This window comes from Microbulbifer maximicatervae (SeqCode), from assembly GCF_052467505.1.
In genome coordinates, this window is record NZ_CP174313.1 from 4,159,796 (window position 1) to 4,180,863 (window position 21,068).

Genomic DNA, 21,068 nt, shown 5'->3' on the forward strand with positions numbered 1-21,068 from the left:
CATCAACTCCACCTCTTCCATGACAAGAAGCTTTATTACACGGTTATTTCCCAGCTGCAGGGAGGTTGACCACCCTACCGGCTGTAGAAAGCCCGCTATTAGATACCAGATCGAGAGATAAACGCTAAACTAGCTTGTGCTTGGTTGCTTACAACAACGATGGAAGCCTAGCTATTTATTGGAACCGGTTGCTTGTGCTGCGATGCGTTCCTGCTCGGCAACAGCTTTTTCAACATTGTTGCGAACCAAGCGAACGAAAAACGCTGCCATCAGGAATATAAAGGCAATAACGGCCAAGCTGAGAAGGCCAGAAAAGCTGGTAAACAGGTCAATTAAAGCATCCATTTTTCTCTCCAGATAGGCTAATGCTTCACCTATGCAGTCTAGGGAGCTGTAATGGAAATCTCTTGACCTAAATCAAGCTGGATCAACTTATTGTAAGAACGACGGGTTGGTCAACGCAGGGTCAAGGCTGCTAGCAGGCAGAGTAAGGACGCGCCACATAAAGAATAAAGATCACTATTTTCTCGCCTGTCAGGCAGAAGCAGCAAAAGCGCCAAAGGTGGTATAAATAGTGCTATCAGCCCCGACAAGGGGTCACGACTAAAACCAATAAATAGCAGTCGCAACCAGGCAACAGCACCTAAAACCAGCGCAAATACTGTTAAGACGGCTGCCACTGGTGACATGGAATAACCTTTTGCACATGGAATCGTTTGACTGGTGGGTTTCTCTAAGAAAAATACTAATAGGAAAAAGAGTGTATATCAGTATTTCTGATCTTAGGTTTTTAGCGCGCCCCAGAGTTTGGCTGCTCGTATTAGTATTGTTAGGGCTCTACGGGTGCGAGACTGCGGGCTATTACTTCCAGGCTGCAAGCGGTCAATTGCGGATACTCTCTGCCCGGCAGCCGATTGAAGAGCTGGTTCAAGACGGCAATGCCAGTGATCAACTCCAGAAGCAATTACAGCTCGTTCAGGAGATCCGTGCCTATGCAGCACAGGAGTTAAAACTACCAGTGGGGCAAGCCTATAGCTCCTATGTTCAGCTCGATGATGAGTACCCTATATGGAATGTCTTGGCCGCACCAGAGTTTTCCCTGAGCCCCAAACGATGGTGTTACCCCATAGCCGGTTGCGCTAGCTATAGGGGCTACTTCCGCAAATCAGCGGCTATTGCCAAAGCAAATAGCCTGCGGAACCAGGGTTATGATGTCTATCTGGGAGCCGTTCCGGCCTATAGCACCCTGGGTTGGTTTAACGATCCTGTGTTATCAAGCTTTGTGAATTGGACACCGGAGAGGCTAGCGGGGCTCTTATTTCATGAGTTGGCCCACAGAAGAGTTTATGTGCCGGGTGATACCCGCTTTAATGAGAGCTTTGCTACAGCAGTGTCCGAAATTGCTTTACCTGATTGGCTTCGTAGCCAGGGTCTCTCGAGTTCTGCTGAGGAGACTAAGGCTCAGGCACTGGCGGTACGACAGTTAATGACAGCGACGCGTAAAGAGCTTCAGCCAGTCTACCAATCCAACTTGCCGGACGAGGAAAAGCGCCAAGAAAAGGAGGAAATTCTGAGTCGATTGAGGCGTTGCTATTGGCGTATGGCAGCAGAGTGGTCTTATCCCGCGCGCTACCAGGCTTATATAGAGAAAACCAATAATGCTACTTTGGCTTTGGCTGCAGAATATGAATCTTTAGTTCCAGCTTTTCGTCAGCTTTATATTGATAGTAATGGTTGGGAAGATTTTTATAATGCGGCTGAAAGATTGGGTGAGCTTGACCGCCAAGAGCGAGAGCAATATTTATTGGAATTAGCTAATGGATACAGAAAAAAGAGGAACAAGGCGCCGACAATGGCTAAATTTGACTCTCAGTTTTGTATGCGACAGGGGGGGGAAGTTCTATAATTAGCTAGCTCTAAAAATTATACTAATTTTCAATTTTAATCTCCTATTTTAAAAAGCATAATCTAACTCAACATGGTACATGCTTAGAAATAAAAATAACGTAGAAACCCCACCTTTTACTTAACAATTTTTATTTTTAGGCGTATATTTAATTTTATTTTAATATTTGAAACTAGTCTGGTCGTTAAAAATTACTTATTTGTAAGTTTTCAGTGTAGAAGTTTATGAAAGTAACAAGAAATATTAAATTGGGAAGGTGGATTTTAAATGAAGAGCAAGGTTATTTGCTATGTGGTGAGAATAAAAATCAGCTGGACCATATACCACTTCAAGTCTTATTAGAGTTAGTCAATCATCAAGGCTGTCTGGTGACTAAGAAGCATCTGTTAACTACAGTTTGGGCTAATAAGGTCGTAGGGGATGAAGTACTTACTGTGGCTATTAGTCAAATTAGAAAAGCTCTAGGAGACAGAGCGAAGCAACCGGAATACATTAAAACTATTTCAGGTCAGGGTTATCGCCTAATTTGTACAGTGGAGGATATAGAGTCAAACAATAAAGCGGATGCTGTAGATAGCTCTTGGTGGTTCAGTCAAAAATATATTGTAGGATTGATTGCTAGCATTTTTTTACTTATTGGGCCTCTACTATGGTTTTCTTTCCATGCAGACCCTATTCCATCATTATCCATTTCTCAGAATGAGAAATTCCAAAAGGGACGCTATCTCTTAACGCTACAAGATTACGCTAAGTGGCGACAAGCTCAAACTTTATTTGAGCAAATAATAATAGAGTCTGAGGAATTCTCTCCTGCTTACCTAGCTTTAGTAGAGAGCAAGTTATTAATTGATCAAGGAAATACTCAAAAACTTTTTAATAATTGTAAAAGTTTGAATAAATTAGTTGATAAGGCGATTGATCTATCGCCATCTAACGTGGATGCTTACCTACTTAAAGCTCGTATTGCTTTTCACATCGAATGGAACTTTGATATGGCAGATAAGTATTACCAAAAAGCTTTATCACTGGAGCCGATGAATGGGAAAGTTCACCATGATTATTCACAGTTCTTGTTAGCTAGGCGAGATTACCCTGAAGCGCTGCAACATGTTTACAAGTATATAGACTCAGATCCCTCAGCTTATTCCAAGCCAATGGTTGCCTGGATATATAATATGTCGGGAAAGTATAAGGAAGCAAATGAAGAGCTAATTAAAATTGCCAAAATCGCTCCACGCTCAATAGCGTATCACGTATCAGCGCACTCGACGCTTGAGAATATGGGGCGAGATGCTGATGCATTTATTCATTTAAAGGCTATCTTGTCTCATGTTGGCTACAACAATGATGACTTGAGAACAGTAGAAGAAAAATTCCAGGTGGGCGGCCTTGCAGCAGTAAATAAGTGGCTATTAGATATAAAGCAAGAGGCAGCTGATATTGGCCAGTATAGACCTCCATTAGCTTATGCGCGATATGCTGCTACAGCGGGAGATATAGAGAGAACCCTATACTATTTGCAGCAGGCTATTGAAGAAAGACAGTTGGAAGTGTTGTGGGTTAACACTGACCCGAAGTACGAGTTAGTAAGATCTCTTCCTGCTTATATCAAATTAATGAGAAAAGTCGGGCTGTCTGAGTAAACTTCTAAGAGTTTAATAGGATATAAGTAAAGCTAACATATTATATACAATTAATTGAAGCAAGTTCCGCCTTTTGGAACAGCTGATAGTTCATCCCCTAATATATCCTGTATTAGTTGATTCTCGTGCCACATAAAAACTAACTGTTATTCCACAGACCCGCTATAAATTATTTGGGACTTTGGATCCTATGATACATGTTTAAGAAGGTATGAAATAGTATTTATATAGATATGACCTTTAGCTTGAAGCGATAAGCTAATAGTTAATTGGTGCTAATGTGTTAGTTAGGCCACCTTAATTAGAAAATTTAAGGATTTCTTAGATATTTTTCAGGTATTTTTGTCAATCATCTTTTAAATTCCAAGTTGATAATTTGGAGTATTAGTATGGATCGTATAAATAAAATTAAGTTGTGTGTATGTATAGTTTTACTTTTATTTTCTTTTGATCTACATGCGCATAGTACTTGGCGATATAAAATGCCCGGTCCAGTTGCAGGAGCTCCACTTGTTTTAGATGATCAAATTATCGCCACTGGTGGATCACTTGTAGTGGGCCTTAATAAGGAAGGAAAGCTCCTTTGGCAATGGAATCTAGGCTCTACCACCGCTGCATCGGCAGCTACAGATGGAGAATATCTATTTATTAATGCAGATAATGGCCTTCATGCATTAAGTCTAGATGGGGAGCCCTTGTGGTATTTTAAAAGTGAGGACAATGAAAATCTTATTGATGGCCGTCCTATGGGGTGGGGAAAGATATTTGTTCCAGATTCTTGGAGCTTTTATAGATCTTCTCCAATAGTAGCTGGTGGTAAAGTTTACTTTGGTAATCAGCGAGGTACGTTTGCTTTGGATGCTAAGACTGGTAAGCAATTGTGGCACCTTAGTACTGGAGTTACGCATACTACTCCGGCTATATACAAAGGGATGCTAGTTGTTGGGTCGTGGAATAATAAGCTTTATGGCATAGATATAATTAGTGGATCTATTATTTGGACTTTTAAAGGAAAGCAACCGTACGGCCAGGTCATATATGAGGGATTCAATCAGTCTCCGGTGATTTATGATGGTACTGTATATATAGGTAATCGCGATACCTATTTTTATGCCGTTGATGCTGAGACGGGGAAGCAAAAGTGGAGTTATAAACACCCTACTTCTTGGATTGGTTCTCCAGCAATTGAAGAGGATGGAGAGCTTTATTTTGGTATGTCGGATGGTTTAACACTGATAAGATTAAATGCAAAAAATGGAAATCAGAGTATGAATTTTAATGCCAATTTTTTTATCTTTGCTAAACCTCAAATGACCGATACTCAGGTTTTTGTTGCCACAATGGCTGGTCAAGTTTTTGCAGTAGATAAGAAGAGTAGTAAAGGACAGCTACTTTTTTCTACACCAGATTGTTTAAAAAAATGTGAAAGTTTGATTAAGCCAAGCGGGGGGATGAAATATATAAATGATACCTCTGCCGACGGTATGGCTAGGAATGTTGAATTTATGGTTGACATGGCTGATTCACTCCTGAGTATGACATACAGTGATAACACCCTTTATTTGGGGAGTGCTAAAGGTCATATTTATGCATTAAACCCACATATAGAAATTACTCATTAATATACAAGTTAGCACCATTATAAAATAATCTAAGAACTATTAATCGCTCAAGTTTTTCTACCAGCTATAGATATACATAGGGTTATATCTAATCACGCCTCTGAACCTCTCTTGATAGTCCATTGACTAGCCAGTTCAATTAATGAGCTGGTTTTTTTTATTAAACACCTGATAAAAAGGCTGTGCAATAAATTCATATGATCTTATAAATAAAAACTAATATATCATGTCAGATGATTTTCATCTGTGGTGAGTGGATGATAATAATAGGTTTTACGTAATAATATCTCTACCCCAGAAATAATTGAGAGATAAATCGATCTTATTAAATTCTAGACTAGCAGGATTTTACTAGAAAATACGTCCTTAGAGAGTACGTTTAAAGCAATAGTTAATTTTTATAATAACAATTAGTTGCTGACTATTAAAAGTTCAAGCTAGGCAGAGTGGGCCATTGTATATGGAGAGTGGCAATTCAGTGCTATATCGTCTGCTCATTTTAATTAGATCCTATCGCGGTATCTAACATATCTAAAAAAAGTACCAGAAAACTAGAGTATGTTATTGGCTGTAAGACAGTGTGATTTATAGAATTTTATGTTTTTTTAGGAAAATTATGTTTTATTTCAGGTATTTTTATATTCCTATTTGTAGGGTGGTTGTATTACTCGGAGCCAAAAATAATTGGCACTTTGGAGTTTGTATTTTATTGCTGGCCAAAACTGCTGGAAAGTGAAATAAAATATGAAAAACATGCTTGTGGATGCCCACAAGAAATCGTGCAAGGTTTTTAGAGTATATATAAGTCTAATTTTTTCGTCATGACTGTTTGAGAGAGTATCCAATATATGTTCGAATATAGATGTACCAAAGTGATGGGATTTATTACTGCTCTTGCTCTATCTGGATGTTGGAATAAAGGTGAGGATAGTAATTATAGGGATAGTAATATTCCAACGTCTGATAATTACTTATACATCCAGGGGGAAGTGATTGATGGACTGCCAACAGGTACAAAACTTGAAGTTCTTGTTGGTGATAATTTGGTCTATACCACAATTATAGATCGTGATAGATATTCAGTTGAAATCAATTTGGATAAGAGCAACTCTGATGGTTTGGTAAAGCTTATTGCCACTTCCGAGACTAATGAGAGAATTAAACTTGTAAGTACATTGGGATTCTTACATGCGCTTCAGGAGGATGCAGGTTCTGATAAAACACTTGTTTATTCCGAAAATAAATTTGTCCAAATTAGTGGAATATCAACAGCAATTTCAGCGACATTAGATAATTCAACTAATGAGTCGTCAGGCTGGAATAACATTACTAGGCCTATAGAGGCAAGTGAAGTTTTTGCTAAAGCCACTATGATTAAAATGTTAGTAGAGCATTCACAGAAAGGAATGGCAATACCTTCAGATATTCAAGATACTTTCCAGCTAGCATCAGATTTTAATCTCTCTTCGAAATACATTAGCCTCTTTAGAAAGGCGGTTAAAGATATTTATCAGGAAGTACAGGCAGATATATATGAGAGTGGAAAGTATTTGCATGTAATAGATGAAAATTTAATAGCGGATACTTATTATGTTGATAGTGGAATATTAACACTTAATGTAGACGGTACTGGAGAGTACATTGAAAACGGTGAAGTGGTTGATCTTACCTGGGAGAAAACACAACAAGGCGTTGACTTGGAATCAGACAGTAGCATTGTTTTTACCGATACGATTTTAGTTGAAGGCCAAAAGATTGAGTTTGAGCGACACAGACAGATTAATAGAATTTCATGGATGTTCAACTCTACTGCTCAATCGATGTTTGTTTTTGAGGTAAATGACAGATTTCATTACCCTAGTGGAGAGCTTCAGGATTACATGGAAAATGGGTATGAAGCTGTTTCAGGCGCTCGAGCGAGTAATTTAGTAGACCCGAAAGATTTAATAAGCATTGGTAAAGTGTATAGCATGCCTATACCAAATAGTCGCGGGGAAATCGCTGGTAGTGTTGATAGCGAAACCCCACGATTTAGTTTTAAGGCGGTGGAAATAAGTTTTTCTGGAGACTTCTCGAATGGTGGAACCGCCAGTATAAAAGTACCTTCAATCTCAGCTTCCGGAGAAGCTCTCTATACTGAGATATCTGCTACTTGGCAGCTAGATAATAATAGAATAGATTTAGACTTCCCTGATGGTTCAAGTCTTGAATATTCAATTCTTAGTTTATCTAGTCATGGCTTTGCTAAAATTCACGTTATTTATCAGTCGGAACAAGGAGAGAAAAGCACTTATTCTTCATATGTTTTAGAAAAAGAGGGAGTTAGCTGGTCAGATATAGATATACCAGGAATATACACTCTTCCATTGAGCTTGTTGGATAATCTCAGTAATTACTTCTACGACTTTTCATCAAATGGAACCCTAGAAATTGTATCTGTCCAAGATCTTAATTTAAACGGGAATATTGACGATGGAGAGTACAGCGAGGTACCTGCTTATTGGAATATTGATGATGGGGGACATCTTACAATAAGAGTTTATCAAGGAGCGGAGGGATACTGTTTGCCTGAGGCTTTGGATATCACTGATAGTATTTGTACATTAACTGATGAAATAAGTTGGGATCTGTACCAGATTTATAACATCGATAGTTTTGGTGTTAGGCAAACTGAAAATAGCTTCTATAAGCCATTTGGTTCCTATGCAAATAGTATAAAAACTCGGGAGATATTATTAAAGTATGGAGATATCGATAATATACGGCTAACGAAAGTGCCAGAAAGACCATTTAAAAATTAACCAAATATCTATTTGGCCTACAAGAATAATATGGACATACCTTAAAGGTTTGTATTTTATTCTTATGCTTTTTTGTGCGATAACACAAGCAACTTTTCCGACCAAATCAGTTGGCTATTAATATGTTATGGAAGTGAAGTTATAATTTTTATTTACTTAAAATAAATCTTTAATAGTTTATTCATGTCTATTCGGCTTTAGCGTCGTACGCGGAAAAATAGATACTTAAGGCCTTAAGTCACAATGAAATAGTTGCTTTTAAAAAATTGCCGGGTGAGTTTCTTTTTTTCTAATGGAGGCAATTTTAAGAATTCTTAGTAGATAAATTTAAAGTGATAATAAAATAGTAAAAGGGTTAACAATGAAAAATAATCTAATATCTATTGCCGTTAAGAGTGTTATTAGCTTGACAGGTGCAGCAATAATATTCCCTTCTATACCTGTGCTCGCTCAAGAAGATGCAGAATTGGTTGAAGAAATCGTTGTAACCGGGTCACGTATTAAGCGTGCAGATTTGGATAGTCCAAGCCCGGTAACTGTACTCGGGCGAGAAGATATGAAAATATCTGGCAAAACTGATGTGGGAGCTTTAATTCAAAGCTTGCCTTCAATGTCAGGTTCGCCGTTGGGAACAACTATCAATAACGGCGGTAATGGGGCTGTACAAATTAACTTGCGTGGACTGGGTGCTAACCGGACACTAAATTTACTAAACGGGCATCGCTCAGTAGATATGGGGGACTATCAATCCATTCCTTCAGTTATGATTGAGCGGATTGAGATACTCAAAGATGGAGCTTCTGCAACTTATGGTGCTGATGCTGTTGCTGGGGTTGTAAATATCATAACGCGAAAGGATTTTGAAGGAGTTGAGGTTGAGCTTCAGAATGCCGACTTTATGGATGTAGACTCGATTAGCCAAAATAGTGTGAGTTTTATCGCTGGTCGAGAGTTTGATAGCGGAAATTTTGTTTTTGGTACAGAGTATATATCTCAAGAGGGTGCTTACCAATCTGACACTCCATGGGGTATCTTTCAGAATACTTATCATATTTTTCCGGAAGGTGGTTGCGAAAGTAATCCGGTTAGTTGCTATTCCGAAGGCTCCTCACGTATACCCGAGGGTCGACTCAATATTGGCGGTTCTAAATACATCAACTTGGGAGATGGCTTAGTTGAAGATGATGATCGCACCTATAACTATGCACCCTCTAACTATATTCAGACTCCGTTTGAACGGTACAACGTCTTTGCTGAAAGTAATGCTGAAATTACAAACAATGTGCGATTTATTTCCGAGGTCCGTGTAAATTATCGCGAGTCGGCCCAAGAATTGGCACCGATTCCCTATGACAGTCGCCCTGGTTTTGATCCGGCCTACAACGGTTATTTCGACTTCGATGGTGATGGTGTTTTGGAGGCTTACAATGGCATTCACCAAGACAATTATTATTTATCTAGGGCATTGGCAGATGCAGGAATTGATCACCAGCCGGCTATCGATGTACGTCGGCGTGTGGTAGAGGATCGCCGCAGAATGGAACAAAGGGTCCTCCAAGTACAGGGAGTGTTTGGCTTCGAAGGTAATATTAACGATTACGACTGGAAAATCAGCTACAACCGAGGCTATCGTACTCGAACGGACATTAATACTGGACAATTTCTTGGGGCGAGGCTGGCAAAAGCACTTGGTCCATCAGCAGATCTTGATGGTAATGGTGTTCCCGAATGTTATGCCGATATTAGTGATCAAAGTACATTGATAAGTGATTGTGTACCAATCAATATGGTTGATGGGGCGGGCACAATTACCGAAGAAATGCTTGCTTATGTGAGTTCAGATCTCACAGATCATAGGGTTACTACCCAAGAAGTTATCGACCTTAATATTAGTGGCAATGGATTTGAACTTCCTGGGGGAGCAATGACGTGGGCCCTAGGTGGAGGGTATTGGGCGCGTTCATTTACCCTCTCTCCAGACTCGGGTAAAGCAACCGGTGATGTTACCGGGTCTGTGGGGACGGGTACAGAAGGCTCTTTGTACAATACCAATCTACTTGCCGAGGTGCATCTTCCGATATTTAATAACGGTATTCAATCTATCGATATTAAAGGTGGATTACGCTATGACTCCTATAATATCTTTGACAGCGATAACACTTGGCAATTGGGTTTGGATATGCAGGTGTTTGAAGAGCTTAAATTGCGTAGCACTTATGGAACGGTTTTCCGTGCCCCGACAATTACTAACTTATTCGGGGGGCGAAATGATAGTGCTCCATCAGCTATTGACCCGTGTTATGTCGACAGTATTAGCCAGCTTCCTGCTGGTTGCATTCAAATATCGGAGCAGGAGGATACTCAACTTCCTGCAACAGTCGGTGGCAACGAAGAGCTCCTACCGGAGTCAGGGAATACATTTACCCTAGGCCTTGTCTGGACACCGGACTTTATCGGAAGTTCGGATTTAAGCCTCACCCTGGACTACTGGAAAGCAGAAATTGATTCAGGTATTAGTTCTTATGGTGCTCAGTACATTATGGATCAATGTTACATAGAGCAGGTAGCCAGCTACTGTGACCTCATCACCAGAACTAGTGACTATACGATTCAAAATATATTGGATATTAATCAAAATGTTGCCGAACAGGGAGCGGCCGGAGTTGATTTTGAAACTCGATACTCATTAGATACCGAATTTGGACAATGGGATGCAGTCTTACTATGGACCCACTTGATTGAGCGTACCAAAATTGCTTATTCAGGGGCGGAGGCTATCCATTTAGAAGGACGTACCACTGATAGCACGGCACAAGATGGAGGGACTTACGCAGAAAACAAAATAAACTATTCCCTATCCTGGAATTGGAATGACTTCAATTTAAGTTACCGAGGTGAATATATAGGTGAGGTGAAAGGAGATCTTAACTATGGAACTTACATGGATGAAATATGGCGAGACTATAAGCAAACTATAAAAGCTCAGCTCTATCATGACCTTGTTGCTTCATATAATTTTAGTAATGGTATGGCTATTTCGGGCGGAATCACTAACCTTACTAACGAGGCTCCCCCATTTATTGATATTGGTTTCAATGCAAAAACGGACCCTTCGGTTTACCGCACATTTGGGCGAGGCTACTACCTGAGGCTGAGCCATAAATTTTAAGGAGTGGTAGTTGCCACAATTAAGGGCCGTATTTACGGCCCGCTTTATCTTCATGCACTACTTGATTTCTTAAAAAATATATAGCCCCGCTCTCAAAGGTGGCTATAAATCGTGTATTAGCCAGGGAAACTTCTAATGAACTCAATTGGCAGACTGGTAATTCTTGTCAACAGCTACGAAGAAGCTATTACCTTTTATTGTGATAAATTGGGGTTTGAAATTTTTATAGACTATCAAGCAAAACCACACCGATTCGTTCACATTCGGCTTCCGGAACAAAGAGATATGGGCATATGGTTACTTAAGGCAGATTCTGAGAATCAGCTGAAGAAAGTTGGAGCACAAACTGCTGGGCAGCCTTGCGCCGTTATTTACACTGAGAGCTTTGACCGAGAATATAAGAGGCTTGTAAACAATGGCGTCCACTTTAGCAAGCCCCCCACCTCTGACGCAGATGCGGAGTTTGCTCACTTTGAGGACCTGTATGGCAACGAATTTATTTTAGTTGAATTAAAAAAAGTAGGATCCCTGGAATAGACTTTAACTTGTCACTTTTGGTGCTTTTATAGAATACGCGAAATACGGTCTTGTACTAAGAATTAAAAAAAGGGGACATTCCAGGAGTACACCAAACTAAAGGAGTAGTCAGTTGTATTTTGCTATGAAGTTGTATATCGATACCGATGACAATTTTGGACTATCCAATAGTCTCTGCACAACAGTGGGAAGCCGATATGATATTGCTGTATTAGGTATATTTCTTCATGTAAAAGAGGAGTGAGCCCGGGGAACTCTGACTATAGAGGTGAGGAAAGCTGAGAAAGACTAAACTTAAAGATAAAGAATTATGTATTATAGAAAGGATGAGGCACTTGAAGCACCGCCTGATTTATAAAAATATTTTTAGGGATTAAAAAATACGTTATCGAGAGCTAGTAAAAACACTTCAGGCTTATTTCTACGGGCAGGTTTTACCAGCCTGCTTATTAGAATATGGCACCTTTTGATTTAAGATAAATGCACCTTATCTGCTAAAGCAGGGCTTTTGTCACATCCAGCATCCGATTCGCAAATCCCCATTCATTATCAAACCAAATCAAAATCTTGGCTAAGCGATTCCCCGCTACACGAGTTTGGCCTGCATCAATAATCCCCGATCGGGGGTCGTGATTAAAATCACAGGATGCGAGGGGTTCTTGGGTGAAGCCAAGTACACCATTAAACTCAGACTCAGAAGCTGATTTTAATAGGGCATTAATATCTTCCCGGCTCACTTCTTTTTGTAGTGAGACTGATAAATCGATAGCAGAAACATTGACAGTGGGAACTCGTAGGGCCTGCGCCTCAAATTTACCTGCCAGGTTGGGTAGTATTCTCTCAATACCTCTTGCCAAAGCAGTATCAACCGGGATAACAGAGGTTATTGCCGAACGTGTTTTTCTCAAGTCAGTATGATGGTAGGCATCACTTACCGGTTGATCATTCATTGCAGAATGAATGGTGGTAATGACTCCTGCCTCAATACCGAAGGCTTTATCCAGTGCGGCGATAACTGGAACACTGCAATTAGTCGTGCAGGAGGCTGCCGAAATTACCCGTTCCTTGCCTGTCAAAATATGGTCGTTCACCCCGTAAACAATCGTGGCATCGACATCGCGGCTGGCGGGTTGAGAAAACAGTACTTTCTTGGCTCCTGTGGCAAGGTGTAACTCCGCGCCTTGTCGCTGCTTAAAGCTGCCGGTGCATTCCAGTACGATATCTACTTGATCCCGTTGCCAATCTAGGTCTTCTAACTGCTCGTAATGAGTTACGGAAATAGAATCTCCGTTAACCACAAGGACATCTTTATGCACGGAAACTTCACCTGAGAAGCGGCCGTGGACAGAGTCGTACTTTGTCAGGTGTGCAATGGTGTCGCAGTCAGCCAGTTCATTGATGGCGACTATTTGTAAGCTATCGCGGGCGCCAGACTCATAGAGTGCGCGTAAAACGGAGCGGCCGATACGGCCGTAGCCATTGATGGCAATTCTAGTGGTCATAGCACAACTTTAGGCAGGAGAAAAAATGTCAGCTAAGCGTCCCCGTGCGGCGCTGAGCCAGTGCCGCACGGGGTTGATACCTAAATGATATTCAGTGGAGAGAACAGTATTACTTCAGCAGTTTTTCTACCGCTTCAGCCACATTGTCCACAGTGAAACCAAAGTAGCGCATCAAGTCGCCGGCAGGGGCAGATTCGCCAAAGGTTTCCATACCGATAATAGCGCCATCGAAACCGACAAACTTATACCAGTAGTCTTTGTGGCTCGCTTCTACCGCTACTCGTGCACGTACAGAAGAAGGCAGTACGGACTCACGATAAGCCTCTTCCTGCTCCATAAACAACTCGGCACAGGGCATGGAAACAACGCGAACTTTCTTGCCAACCAGTTTTTCCTGGGCCGCCATCGCCAGCTCTACCTCGGAGCCAGTGGCAATAATAATGGCTTCAGGAGCACCTTCGCAGTCGGACAGTACGTATCCACCGCGCTCAATCTGAGCCAGCTGTGCGCTGTCGCGATCTTGAGGAGCCAGGCCCTGGCGGCTAAAGACCATGGTGCTGGGGCCCTCTTTGCGCGCGATAGCCATCTTCCAGCTCACTGCAGATTCAGTGGCGTCACAGGGGCGCCAAGTGTGCAGGTTCGGAGTGGCGCGCAAGGCGCTGAGCTGTTCTACCGGCTGGTGAGTCGGGCCGTCTTCGCCGAGGCCAATAGAGTCGTGGGTGTAGACAAAGACCACACGCTGCTTCATCAGTGCAGCCATGCGCACAGCGTTGCGGGCGTATTCCATAAACATCAGGAAGGTAGCGCCGTAGGGCACGAAGCCACCGTGGAGAGCGATACCATTCATAATGGCGCTCATACCGAATTCGCGCACACCGTAATAGATGTAGTTGCCGGAGGCATCCTCGGCGCTGACACCTTTGGAGCCTGACCAGATAGTGAGGTTGGAGCCAGCCAGGTCGGCGGAGCCGCCGAGGAATTCGGGCAGCAGCGGGCCGTAAGCGTTCAGAGCGTTTTGGCTGGCTTTACGGGAGGCGATCTTCTCTGCATTTTCCTGGCAGGCTTTGATGTACTCATCTGCTTTGCTGAGGAAATCTGCGGGCAATTCACCGCTCATGCGGCGCTCAAATTCGGCTGCCAGCTCCGGGAATTCTTCGCGGTAATCGGCGAGGATATCTTTCCACTCGTCTTCCTGGGCTTCACCTTTGGCTTTGGCATCCCAGCCAGCGTAGATATCTTCGGGGATTTCAAATGGGCCGTGGGCCCAACCGAGGGTTTCGCGAACCAGGGCGATCTCTTCGTCACCCAGCGGTGCACCGTGACACTCTTCGCGCCCCTGTTTGTTCGGGGAGCCGAAGCCGATTATGGTTTTGCAGCAAATAATGGTGGGCTTATCGGTAACAGAGCGAGCTTCTTCAATAGCGGCTTTGATAGCGGCGGAATCGTGGCCATCCACATTGGGAATTACGTGCCAGCCGTAGGATTCAAAGCGCTTGGGCGTGTCGTCGGTGAACCAGCCTTCCACTTCACCATCGATGGAGATGCCGTTGTCGTCATAGAAGGCGACCAGCTTGCCCAGGCCCAGAGTGCCGGCCAGGGAGCAGGCTTCGTGGGAGATACCTTCCATCAGGCAGCCATCGCCCAGGAATACATAGGTGTGATGGTCTACCAGCTCATAGCCGGGGCGATTGAACTGGGCAGCCATTATCTTTTCTGCCATTGCCATACCAACAGCGTTGGTGATGCCTTGGCCCAGTGGGCCGGTGGTGGTTTCTACACCAGGGGCATAACCGTATTCGGGGTGGCCCGGAGTTTTGGAATGCAGTTGGCGGAAGTTCTGCAGCTCTTCAATCGGCAGGTCATAGCCGGACAGGTGCAGCAGGGAATAAAGCAGCATGGAGCCGTGACCATTGGACAGTACAAAGCGGTCGCGATCGGCCCAGCTGGGGTTGGCCGGGTTGTGCTTTAAGTAGTCATTCCACAGCACCTCGGCGATATCCGCCATACCCATGGGCGCACCGGGGTGGCCGCTTTTGGCTTTCTGGACCGCGTCCATGGACAGGGCGCGAATGGCGTTGGCCTTTTCAGCGCGAGAGGGAGTAGAAGACATAAGAAGAGCTCTCTGGTTTCTTAGCTAGGGTGCGGCGCTGCTCTGCCGGCAGATTCCCGCAACAACAAAATGGTGGCGTATTTTCCCGTAAAGGACGGCCCCGCGCAAAGCTTTGGTTGGGGATTTGTTGTTGAGTGCAGCAACAAACTTCCAATTCTATGCATTAGGCGGCGCCATTAACATCTATATCAAAAATATTCAATAAAGCTATATCAAAACATTTTGATATAGGTGTGCTCCCCTGCTAGACTTCGCCCCATGTCTGAAAATGAGCCAGCACCCGAACTGAGTCCAGCCGAGGCAATTCCTCAGCTGGCCTTGACCTTGAAAGCCGCCGGAGATCCCCTGCGGCTCGAAATATTGCGCCTGCTCAGCCAGGATTCTTACAGTGTTTTAGAGCTGTGCCGAATCTTCGATTTGCGCCAACCTGCCTTGAGTCATCACTTGAAAGTGCTCGCCCAGGCAGGTCTGGTAAACAAGCACCGCGAAGGTAATAACCTTTTCTACCGGCGCACTGCAGCTACTCCACTGCTGGCACAGCTTTTTACCAACCTGGATCATTTGCCTCTGGCCGATGTGCGTGTGCAGGCGGTATACCGGATTTCTGAGGAGAGAGCGGAAGCATCGCGACGTTTCTTTGCCGATTACGGCAACCGCTTTCGCGAGCAGCAGGAATTGATCGCCAGCTATGACGTATACGGACCACAAGTGGCTCAGCTGCTCAAACCTGGTCGCCATGCCTTGGAAGTTGGGCCTGGAGAAGGTGAATTTCTACAGGAGTTGGCTCAGCGTTTCGCGACAGTGACAGCACTGGATCTGTCTTCTGCAATGTTGGAGCGGGCTCAATCTTTTGCCGATGAACAGGGTATTAAAAATATCGAGTTTGTCTGTAGCGATACTCGCGCTGCTGCGGCACGGCCGGCGAGTGCCGATACTATCGTGGTGAACATGGTGCTGCACCACACTCCTGACCCGGCACAAATTTTTCATGATTTGCACGGCGCCCTAAAAAAGGGCGGGCAGCTTTTAATCGCAGAATTGCAAGAACACAGCCAGGACTGGGCCAGAGAGGCCTGCGGAGATTTATGGCTGGGTTTTGCTCCAGAGCAGTTGAGTGACTGGGCCGCGACTGCCGGCCTGCAAGATGGGCGCAGTATTTACAGTGCCTTGCGCAACGGCTTTCAGATCCAGATAAGAGAGTTTATTAAGCCCTGACGGGGGTTTGTCAGGCACAGCCTGAAGTTAAAAGATATTCAACCGCTGCGGCGGGACAATGGAGACCTCAAAATGAGTGAATACAGACTGTTTACCTCAGAATCCGTATCTGAGGGACACCCGGATAAAATTGCCGACCAGATTTCCGATGCTGTATTGGATGCTCTACTGGCCCGTGACAAGCAGGCGCGGGTAGCCTGTGAAACCCTGGTGAAAACCGGTATTGCAGTTATTGCCGGCGAGATTTCCACCTCTGCCTGGGTAGACCTGGAAGAGCTGGTGCGTAAAGTTATCACCGATATCGGCTACACCTCTTCTGACGTGGGTTATGACGGTGAGACCTGTGGTGTTATCAATGTGATCGGTAAACAATCTGTGGATATCGCACAGGGTGTAGACCGCGCTAAGCCGGAAGACCAGGGTGCTGGGGACCAGGGGTTAATGTTTGGTTATGCGACCAACGAAACCCCCACCTTTATGCCTGCACCGATCTACTATTCCCACCGTCTGGTTGAGCGTCAGGCTGAAGTGCGTAAATCCGGTCTGCTTCCCTGGTTGCGTCCCGATGCAAAAAGCCAGCTGACCTTCCGTTACGACGAACAGGGTCGCCCCTGTGCGATCGATGCGGTTGTTCTTTCAACTCAGCACAACCCGGATGTCAGCCAAAAAGATCTGCGCGATGCAGTGATGGAGTTGATTGTTCACAACACCTTGCCGCTGGAATGGCTGCATAAAGACACCAAGTTCCATATCAACCCGACGGGCAACTTTGTTATTGGCGGGCCAGTTGGGGACTGCGGTCTCACCGGGCGCAAGATTATCGTCGATACTTACGGTGGCTCCGCTCGCCATGGCGGCGGTGCGTTTTCCGGTAAGGACCCCTCTAAGGTTGACCGCTCTGCCGCTTACGCAGGTCGCTATGTGGCTAAGAACATTGTCGCTGCAGGCTTGGCCAAGCGCTGTGAGATTCAGGTTTCCTACGCCATCGGTGTCGCCGAGCCGACTTCCGTAGCAATTAATACTTTTGGAACCGGTTTGGTACCAGAGGATAAGCTGGTAGAGCTGGTGCGCGAAAACTTTGACCTGCGCCCTTACGCCATCTCCAAATCCCTCGACCTGTTGCACCCGATGTATCAGTTGACCGCAGCTTATGGTCACTTTGGTCGCGATCCGTTTACCCACACTTACAATTGGATCGACAGCAATGGCCAGGAACGCAGTGAGAGCTTTACTGCTTTCCCATGGGAAAAAACCGACAAGGCGGATGCGCTTCGCTCCCAAGCCGGCCTCTAAGTTTCAGAAATAAATATTCATGCCTGCGCCAAAAGCGCGGGCACACAAAATATGCTGGGTACCACTCGGCAAGCTGATAATTTTTGGACTCAAAAACGATGAATCAAATGAGCACTGAATTTAAAGATTACAAAATCGCGGATATTTCCCTGGCCGAGTGGGGGCGCCGTGAAATTGAAATTGCAGAAGGTGAAATGCCGGCACTGATGACTCTGCGTGAGAAATACCGCGCAGAGCAGCCGCTGGCGGGTGCCCGTATCATGGGCTGTATTCACATGACGATCCAGACTGCAGTGCTGATCGAAACTCTGGTCGCACTGGGTGCTGAAGTTCGCTGGTCCTCCTGTAATATTTTCTCCACTCAGGACCACGCCGCTGCCGCTATTGCTGCGCGCGGAATCCCCGTATTTGCCTGGAAAGGTGAAACTGAAGAAGAGTATGAGTGGTGCCTTGAGCGCACTATTGGTGCCGATGTTGCCGGCTGGCAACCCAATATTATTCTGGACGACGGTGGCGACCTCACCGAGCTGCTGCACCGCGAATACCCGCAACTTCTGGATGCTTGCCACGGTGTGAGTGAAGAGACCACCACCGGCGTACACCGCCTGCAGGATATGCTGCGCGAAGGCACCCTGAAGATTCCTGCGATCAACGTCAATGACGCTGTGACCAAGAGCAAGAACGACAATAAATACGGCTGCCGCCACAGCCTCAACGACGCCATCAAGCGCGCCACTGACCACCTGCTCTCTGGTAAGCGAGCGCTGGTTATTGGCTACGGCGACGTAGGTAAAGGTTCCGCAGCATCCCTGCGCCAGGAAGGTATGATCGTACGGGTTTCTGAAGTGGACCCGATCTGTGCGATGCAGGCTTGTATGGACGGCTTCGAGCTGGTTTCCCCCTACATCGACGGCGTTAATACTGGTACCGCTGAGGGTATTAACAAGCAGCTGCTAGCCAATACAGACCTGATTGTTACTACAACTGGCAACGTAAACGTTTGCGATGCCCACATGCTTTCCGCCCTGAAGAGTGGTGCGGTGGTTTGTAACATTGGTCACTTCGATAATGAAATCGACACCGCCTTTATGCGTGAAAACTGGGAGTGGCAGGAAGTTAAGCCGCAGGTACATAAGGTGGTTCGCAATAGCGAAACCAACGATCACTTGTTGCTGCTGTCTGAAGGCCGCCTGGTAAACCTCGGCAATGCTACTGGCCATCCGAGCCGCATCATGGATGGCTCTTTTGCCAACCAGGTTCTCGCCCAGATCCATTTGTTCAAAGAAAAGTTTGCTGACTTACCGGCAGATCAAAAAACTTCAGCGCTGTATGTAAAAGTACTGCCCAAGCACCTGGATGAAGAAGTTGCACGCTATATGGTTGAGGGTTTTAGTGGTGTTATCACCCGTATGACCGAGCAACAAGCAAACTATATCGGTGTTTCAGTTGAAGGTCCGTTCAAACCTGAAAGTTATAAGTACTAATAGCCCCTAACTAAAAGGTGCCGGCATCGCCGGCGCCTGAATTGTGCGGGGTTGGAGAAATATAATGAAAGACTCCATTCGCATAAGTTTCGAATTTTTCCCTCCCAAAACGCCGGAGGGTCGCGAGAAGCTATACAAAACTCGCGAAGCGCTCCAGGCATTTAATCCTGAATTCTTTTCTGTTACCTATGGTGCCGGTGGTACCACGAGAGAGACAACGTCGAGTATTGTGACCAATATGCGGCGAGATGGTATTTCAATTGCCCCTCATTTATCGTTTGGTGGTGATAATGAAGAGACAATACTGGGTTTGTTAAATGAATATAAAGAGGCGGGGATTAATCGAATAGTTGCACTGCGTGGTGATATGCCGTCGGGCATGGGTGCAGTGGCGCAACTGGTTTATGCGAATGAATTAGTCGCCTTTATTCGTCGACATACCGGTGATCAATTTCATCTTGAAGTAGCTGCCTATCCAGAGATCCACCCGGAGTCGAACAGCTATGATGACGATATTCGCTATTTAAAAGGTAAATTTGAGGCAGGTGCTAATAGCGCACTGACTCAATATTTTTATAACCCGGATTCCTATTTTTACTTTATTGATCAGTGTGAAAAGGCGGGTATCGATGCGCCCATTTATCCAGGCATTATGCCGATAGCTAATTTTGCCAACCTTGTGCGTTTCTCTCGCAATTGTGGTGCGGAAATCCCAAGATGGTTGGTTAAGCGCATGGAAAGTTATCGTGACCCAGAGGATGTTAGGAAGCTTGGGTTAGAGGTTGTAACCGACCTCTGTGAGACCTTATTAGAGGGTGGCGCACCGGGCTTACATTTTTATACGATGAATCAGGTTGAAACTTCTACACATATTTTGAACGCCCTTGGTTTAGTGCCCAGATAGATTTGACTTGAAATAGGAAGATTTTTTGCCGTAGGGAGGGGCTAAAACTTATAGATATATTTTCAGGGCATTATTAATGCGTAAGTATAACCCTCCCACGGAGCCTTACCTTTCCGTGGTTTATGAAGATTCTTACCTACTGGTAATGGACAAGCCAAGCGGGCTCCTCAGTGTACCTGGCCGGGATCCTGCCAATAGGGATAGTTTGGCAAGCAGGGTTCAGGAGCGTTACCCGGAAGCACTTACAGTACACCGCTTGGATATGGATACTTCGGGGTTAATTGTAATGGCGCGCAATGCTGAAGTGCATAAATCTCTTAGCGCACTGTTCCAAACTCGCCGGGTTGATAAAACTTATTATGCTCGAGTATGGGGTGTACCAAAAAGTGTTAGCGGCGAAGTGGATTTACCCCTCATTTGTGACTGGCCAAATAGACCAAGGCAAAAAGTAGACTTTAAGGAGGGAAAACCGTCGCTGACTCGCTGGAAAAAAGTTTCAAGTTCAGGTAACAGCAGTTTAATTCAGGTAAAGCCAGTTACTGGTCGTTCACACCAAATCCGGGTGCACATGAAGGCTATAGGGCATCCTATACTGGGAGATCGGTTTTATGCTCATTCAGAGGCATTATTATCGGCGCCGAGATTACTTTTACATGCTAGTAATCTTGATTTTTTCCACCCCATTATCGGCAAGTTAATTAGCTTTAAGAGTGAGTTAGGTGAGGTTTTTGAGAGAAACCTAAAAAAAACTGATTTGAATAGTGGAGAAAGATCTAGGTTAGCTAAATCGTGATCGGGAACCTTTCGACTTTGCTTGACGACTGATTTAAGTATTATCGAGAGAGGCCCTAAGTGAATTACTTAGGACCCCTAAATCCTCTA

Annotated in this window: 14 protein-coding genes; 11 read left to right on the forward strand and 3 right to left on the reverse strand. The window is 44.6% G+C overall.

The genetic code is table 11. The features are described 5' to 3' along the window. Positions 1–171 precede the first annotated feature (171 nt). Complete coding sequence (locus tag ACJJIN_RS18350; protein WP_282930681.1) at positions 172–345, reverse strand: DUF3149 domain-containing protein; 174 nt, start codon at positions 343–345, stop codon at positions 172–174. A 415-nt stretch (positions 346–760) separates the two neighbouring features. Here ACJJIN_RS18350 and ACJJIN_RS18355 point away from each other — a divergent pair, with 415 nt between their 5' ends. The 6 genes from ACJJIN_RS18355 (at position 761) to ACJJIN_RS18380 (ending at position 11,678) form a co-directional block, all read left to right on the forward strand. Further along, complete coding sequence (locus tag ACJJIN_RS18355; RefSeq protein ID WP_444895690.1) at positions 761–1,906, forward strand: aminopeptidase; 1,146 nt, start codon at positions 761–763, stop codon at positions 1,904–1,906. A 224-nt stretch (positions 1,907–2,130) separates the two neighbouring features. After that, positions 2,131–3,549 carry a winged helix-turn-helix domain-containing protein gene (locus ACJJIN_RS18360; RefSeq protein WP_444895691.1) on the forward strand — a complete coding sequence of 473 codons (1,419 nt, stop codon included), beginning with the start codon at positions 2,131–2,133 and terminating at the stop codon, positions 3,547–3,549. Positions 3,550–3,938: 389 nt separating this feature from the next. Further along, entirely contained in the window at positions 3,939–5,171 is a 1,233-nt protein-coding gene (locus ACJJIN_RS18365; RefSeq protein WP_444895692.1) for a BamB-related PQQ repeat family beta-propellar protein, read from the forward strand. Between the two features lie 872 nt (positions 5,172–6,043). Beyond that, positions 6,044–7,972, forward strand: coding sequence for a hypothetical protein (locus ACJJIN_RS18370; RefSeq protein ID WP_444895693.1), 1,929 nt, complete (start codon positions 6,044–6,046; stop codon positions 7,970–7,972). 361 nt (positions 7,973–8,333) lie between these two features. Continuing rightward, positions 8,334–11,141 carry a TonB-dependent receptor domain-containing protein gene (locus ACJJIN_RS18375; RefSeq protein ID WP_444895694.1) on the forward strand — a complete coding sequence of 936 codons (2,808 nt, stop codon included), beginning with the start codon at positions 8,334–8,336 and terminating at the stop codon, positions 11,139–11,141. Between the two features lie 135 nt (positions 11,142–11,276). Next, positions 11,277–11,678, forward strand: a complete 402-nt coding sequence (locus tag ACJJIN_RS18380) for a VOC family protein (RefSeq protein ID WP_444895695.1) — start codon at positions 11,277–11,279, stop codon at positions 11,676–11,678. Positions 11,679–12,172: 494 nt separating this feature from the next. Here ACJJIN_RS18380 and gap read toward each other — a convergent pair whose 3' ends face one another. Both gap and tkt read right to left on the reverse strand, forming a co-directional pair. Continuing rightward, the gene (gene gap / locus ACJJIN_RS18385; protein ID WP_444895696.1) at positions 12,173–13,180 is read right to left on the reverse strand and encodes a type I glyceraldehyde-3-phosphate dehydrogenase; all 1,008 of its coding nucleotides are present in this window, start codon (positions 13,178–13,180) and stop codon (positions 12,173–12,175) included. Between the two features lie 109 nt (positions 13,181–13,289). Next, complete coding sequence (gene tkt, locus ACJJIN_RS18390; protein WP_444895697.1) at positions 13,290–15,290, reverse strand: transketolase; 2,001 nt, start codon at positions 15,288–15,290, stop codon at positions 13,290–13,292. A gap of 258 nt (positions 15,291–15,548) precedes the next feature. Between tkt and ACJJIN_RS18395 the strand changes: the two genes are divergently transcribed. The 5 genes from ACJJIN_RS18395 to ACJJIN_RS18415 all read left to right on the forward strand — a co-directional run bounded on the left by ACJJIN_RS18395 (position 15,549) and on the right by ACJJIN_RS18415 (position 20,979). Then, complete coding sequence (locus ACJJIN_RS18395; protein ID WP_444895698.1) at positions 15,549–16,505, forward strand: metalloregulator ArsR/SmtB family transcription factor; 957 nt, start codon at positions 15,549–15,551, stop codon at positions 16,503–16,505. A 72-nt stretch (positions 16,506–16,577) separates the two neighbouring features. Next, complete coding sequence (metK, locus tag ACJJIN_RS18400) at positions 16,578–17,798, forward strand: methionine adenosyltransferase (protein WP_282930687.1); 1,221 nt, start codon at positions 16,578–16,580, stop codon at positions 17,796–17,798. Positions 17,799–17,905: 107 nt separating this feature from the next. Further along, positions 17,906–19,282: an adenosylhomocysteinase gene (gene ahcY / locus ACJJIN_RS18405; RefSeq protein ID WP_369974263.1), complete on the forward strand. Its 1,377-nt coding sequence runs from the start codon at positions 17,906–17,908 to the stop codon at positions 19,280–19,282. Positions 19,283–19,346: 64 nt separating this feature from the next. Then, positions 19,347–20,186, forward strand: a complete 840-nt coding sequence (gene metF, locus ACJJIN_RS18410) for a methylenetetrahydrofolate reductase [NAD(P)H] (protein ID WP_444895699.1) — start codon at positions 19,347–19,349, stop codon at positions 20,184–20,186. 76 nt (positions 20,187–20,262) lie between these two features. Further along, entirely contained in the window at positions 20,263–20,979 is a 717-nt protein-coding gene (locus ACJJIN_RS18415; RefSeq protein WP_444895700.1) for an RluA family pseudouridine synthase, read from the forward strand. Positions 20,980–21,068: the final 89 nt, after the last annotated feature.

Excerpts from the sequence above, each read along its gene's own strand:
- ACJJIN_RS18350 (WP_282930681.1), bottom strand. The coding sequence starts at position 345 with ATGGATGCTTTAATTGACCTGTTTACCAGCTTTTCTGGCCTTCTCAGC.
- ACJJIN_RS18360 (WP_444895691.1), top strand. The coding sequence starts at position 2,131 with ATGAAAGTAACAAGAAATATTAAATTGGGAAGGTGGATTTTAAATGAA.
- ACJJIN_RS18365 (WP_444895692.1), top strand. The coding sequence starts at position 3,939 with ATGGATCGTATAAATAAAATTAAGTTGTGTGTATGTATAGTTTTACTT.
- ACJJIN_RS18375 (WP_444895694.1), top strand. The coding sequence starts at position 8,334 with ATGAAAAATAATCTAATATCTATTGCCGTTAAGAGTGTTATTAGCTTG.
- ACJJIN_RS18380 (WP_444895695.1), top strand. The coding sequence starts at position 11,277 with ATGAACTCAATTGGCAGACTGGTAATTCTTGTCAACAGCTACGAAGAA.
- gap (WP_444895696.1), bottom strand. The coding sequence starts at position 13,180 with ATGACCACTAGAATTGCCATCAATGGCTACGGCCGTATCGGCCGCTCC.
- tkt (WP_444895697.1), bottom strand. The coding sequence starts at position 15,290 with ATGTCTTCTACTCCCTCTCGCGCTGAAAAGGCCAACGCCATTCGCGCC.
- ACJJIN_RS18395 (WP_444895698.1), top strand. The coding sequence starts at position 15,549 with ATGTCTGAAAATGAGCCAGCACCCGAACTGAGTCCAGCCGAGGCAATT.
- metK (WP_282930687.1), top strand. The coding sequence starts at position 16,578 with ATGAGTGAATACAGACTGTTTACCTCAGAATCCGTATCTGAGGGACAC.
- ahcY (WP_369974263.1), top strand. The coding sequence starts at position 17,906 with ATGAGCACTGAATTTAAAGATTACAAAATCGCGGATATTTCCCTGGCC.
- metF (WP_444895699.1), top strand. The coding sequence starts at position 19,347 with ATGAAAGACTCCATTCGCATAAGTTTCGAATTTTTCCCTCCCAAAACG.
- ACJJIN_RS18415 (WP_444895700.1), top strand. The coding sequence starts at position 20,263 with ATGCGTAAGTATAACCCTCCCACGGAGCCTTACCTTTCCGTGGTTTAT.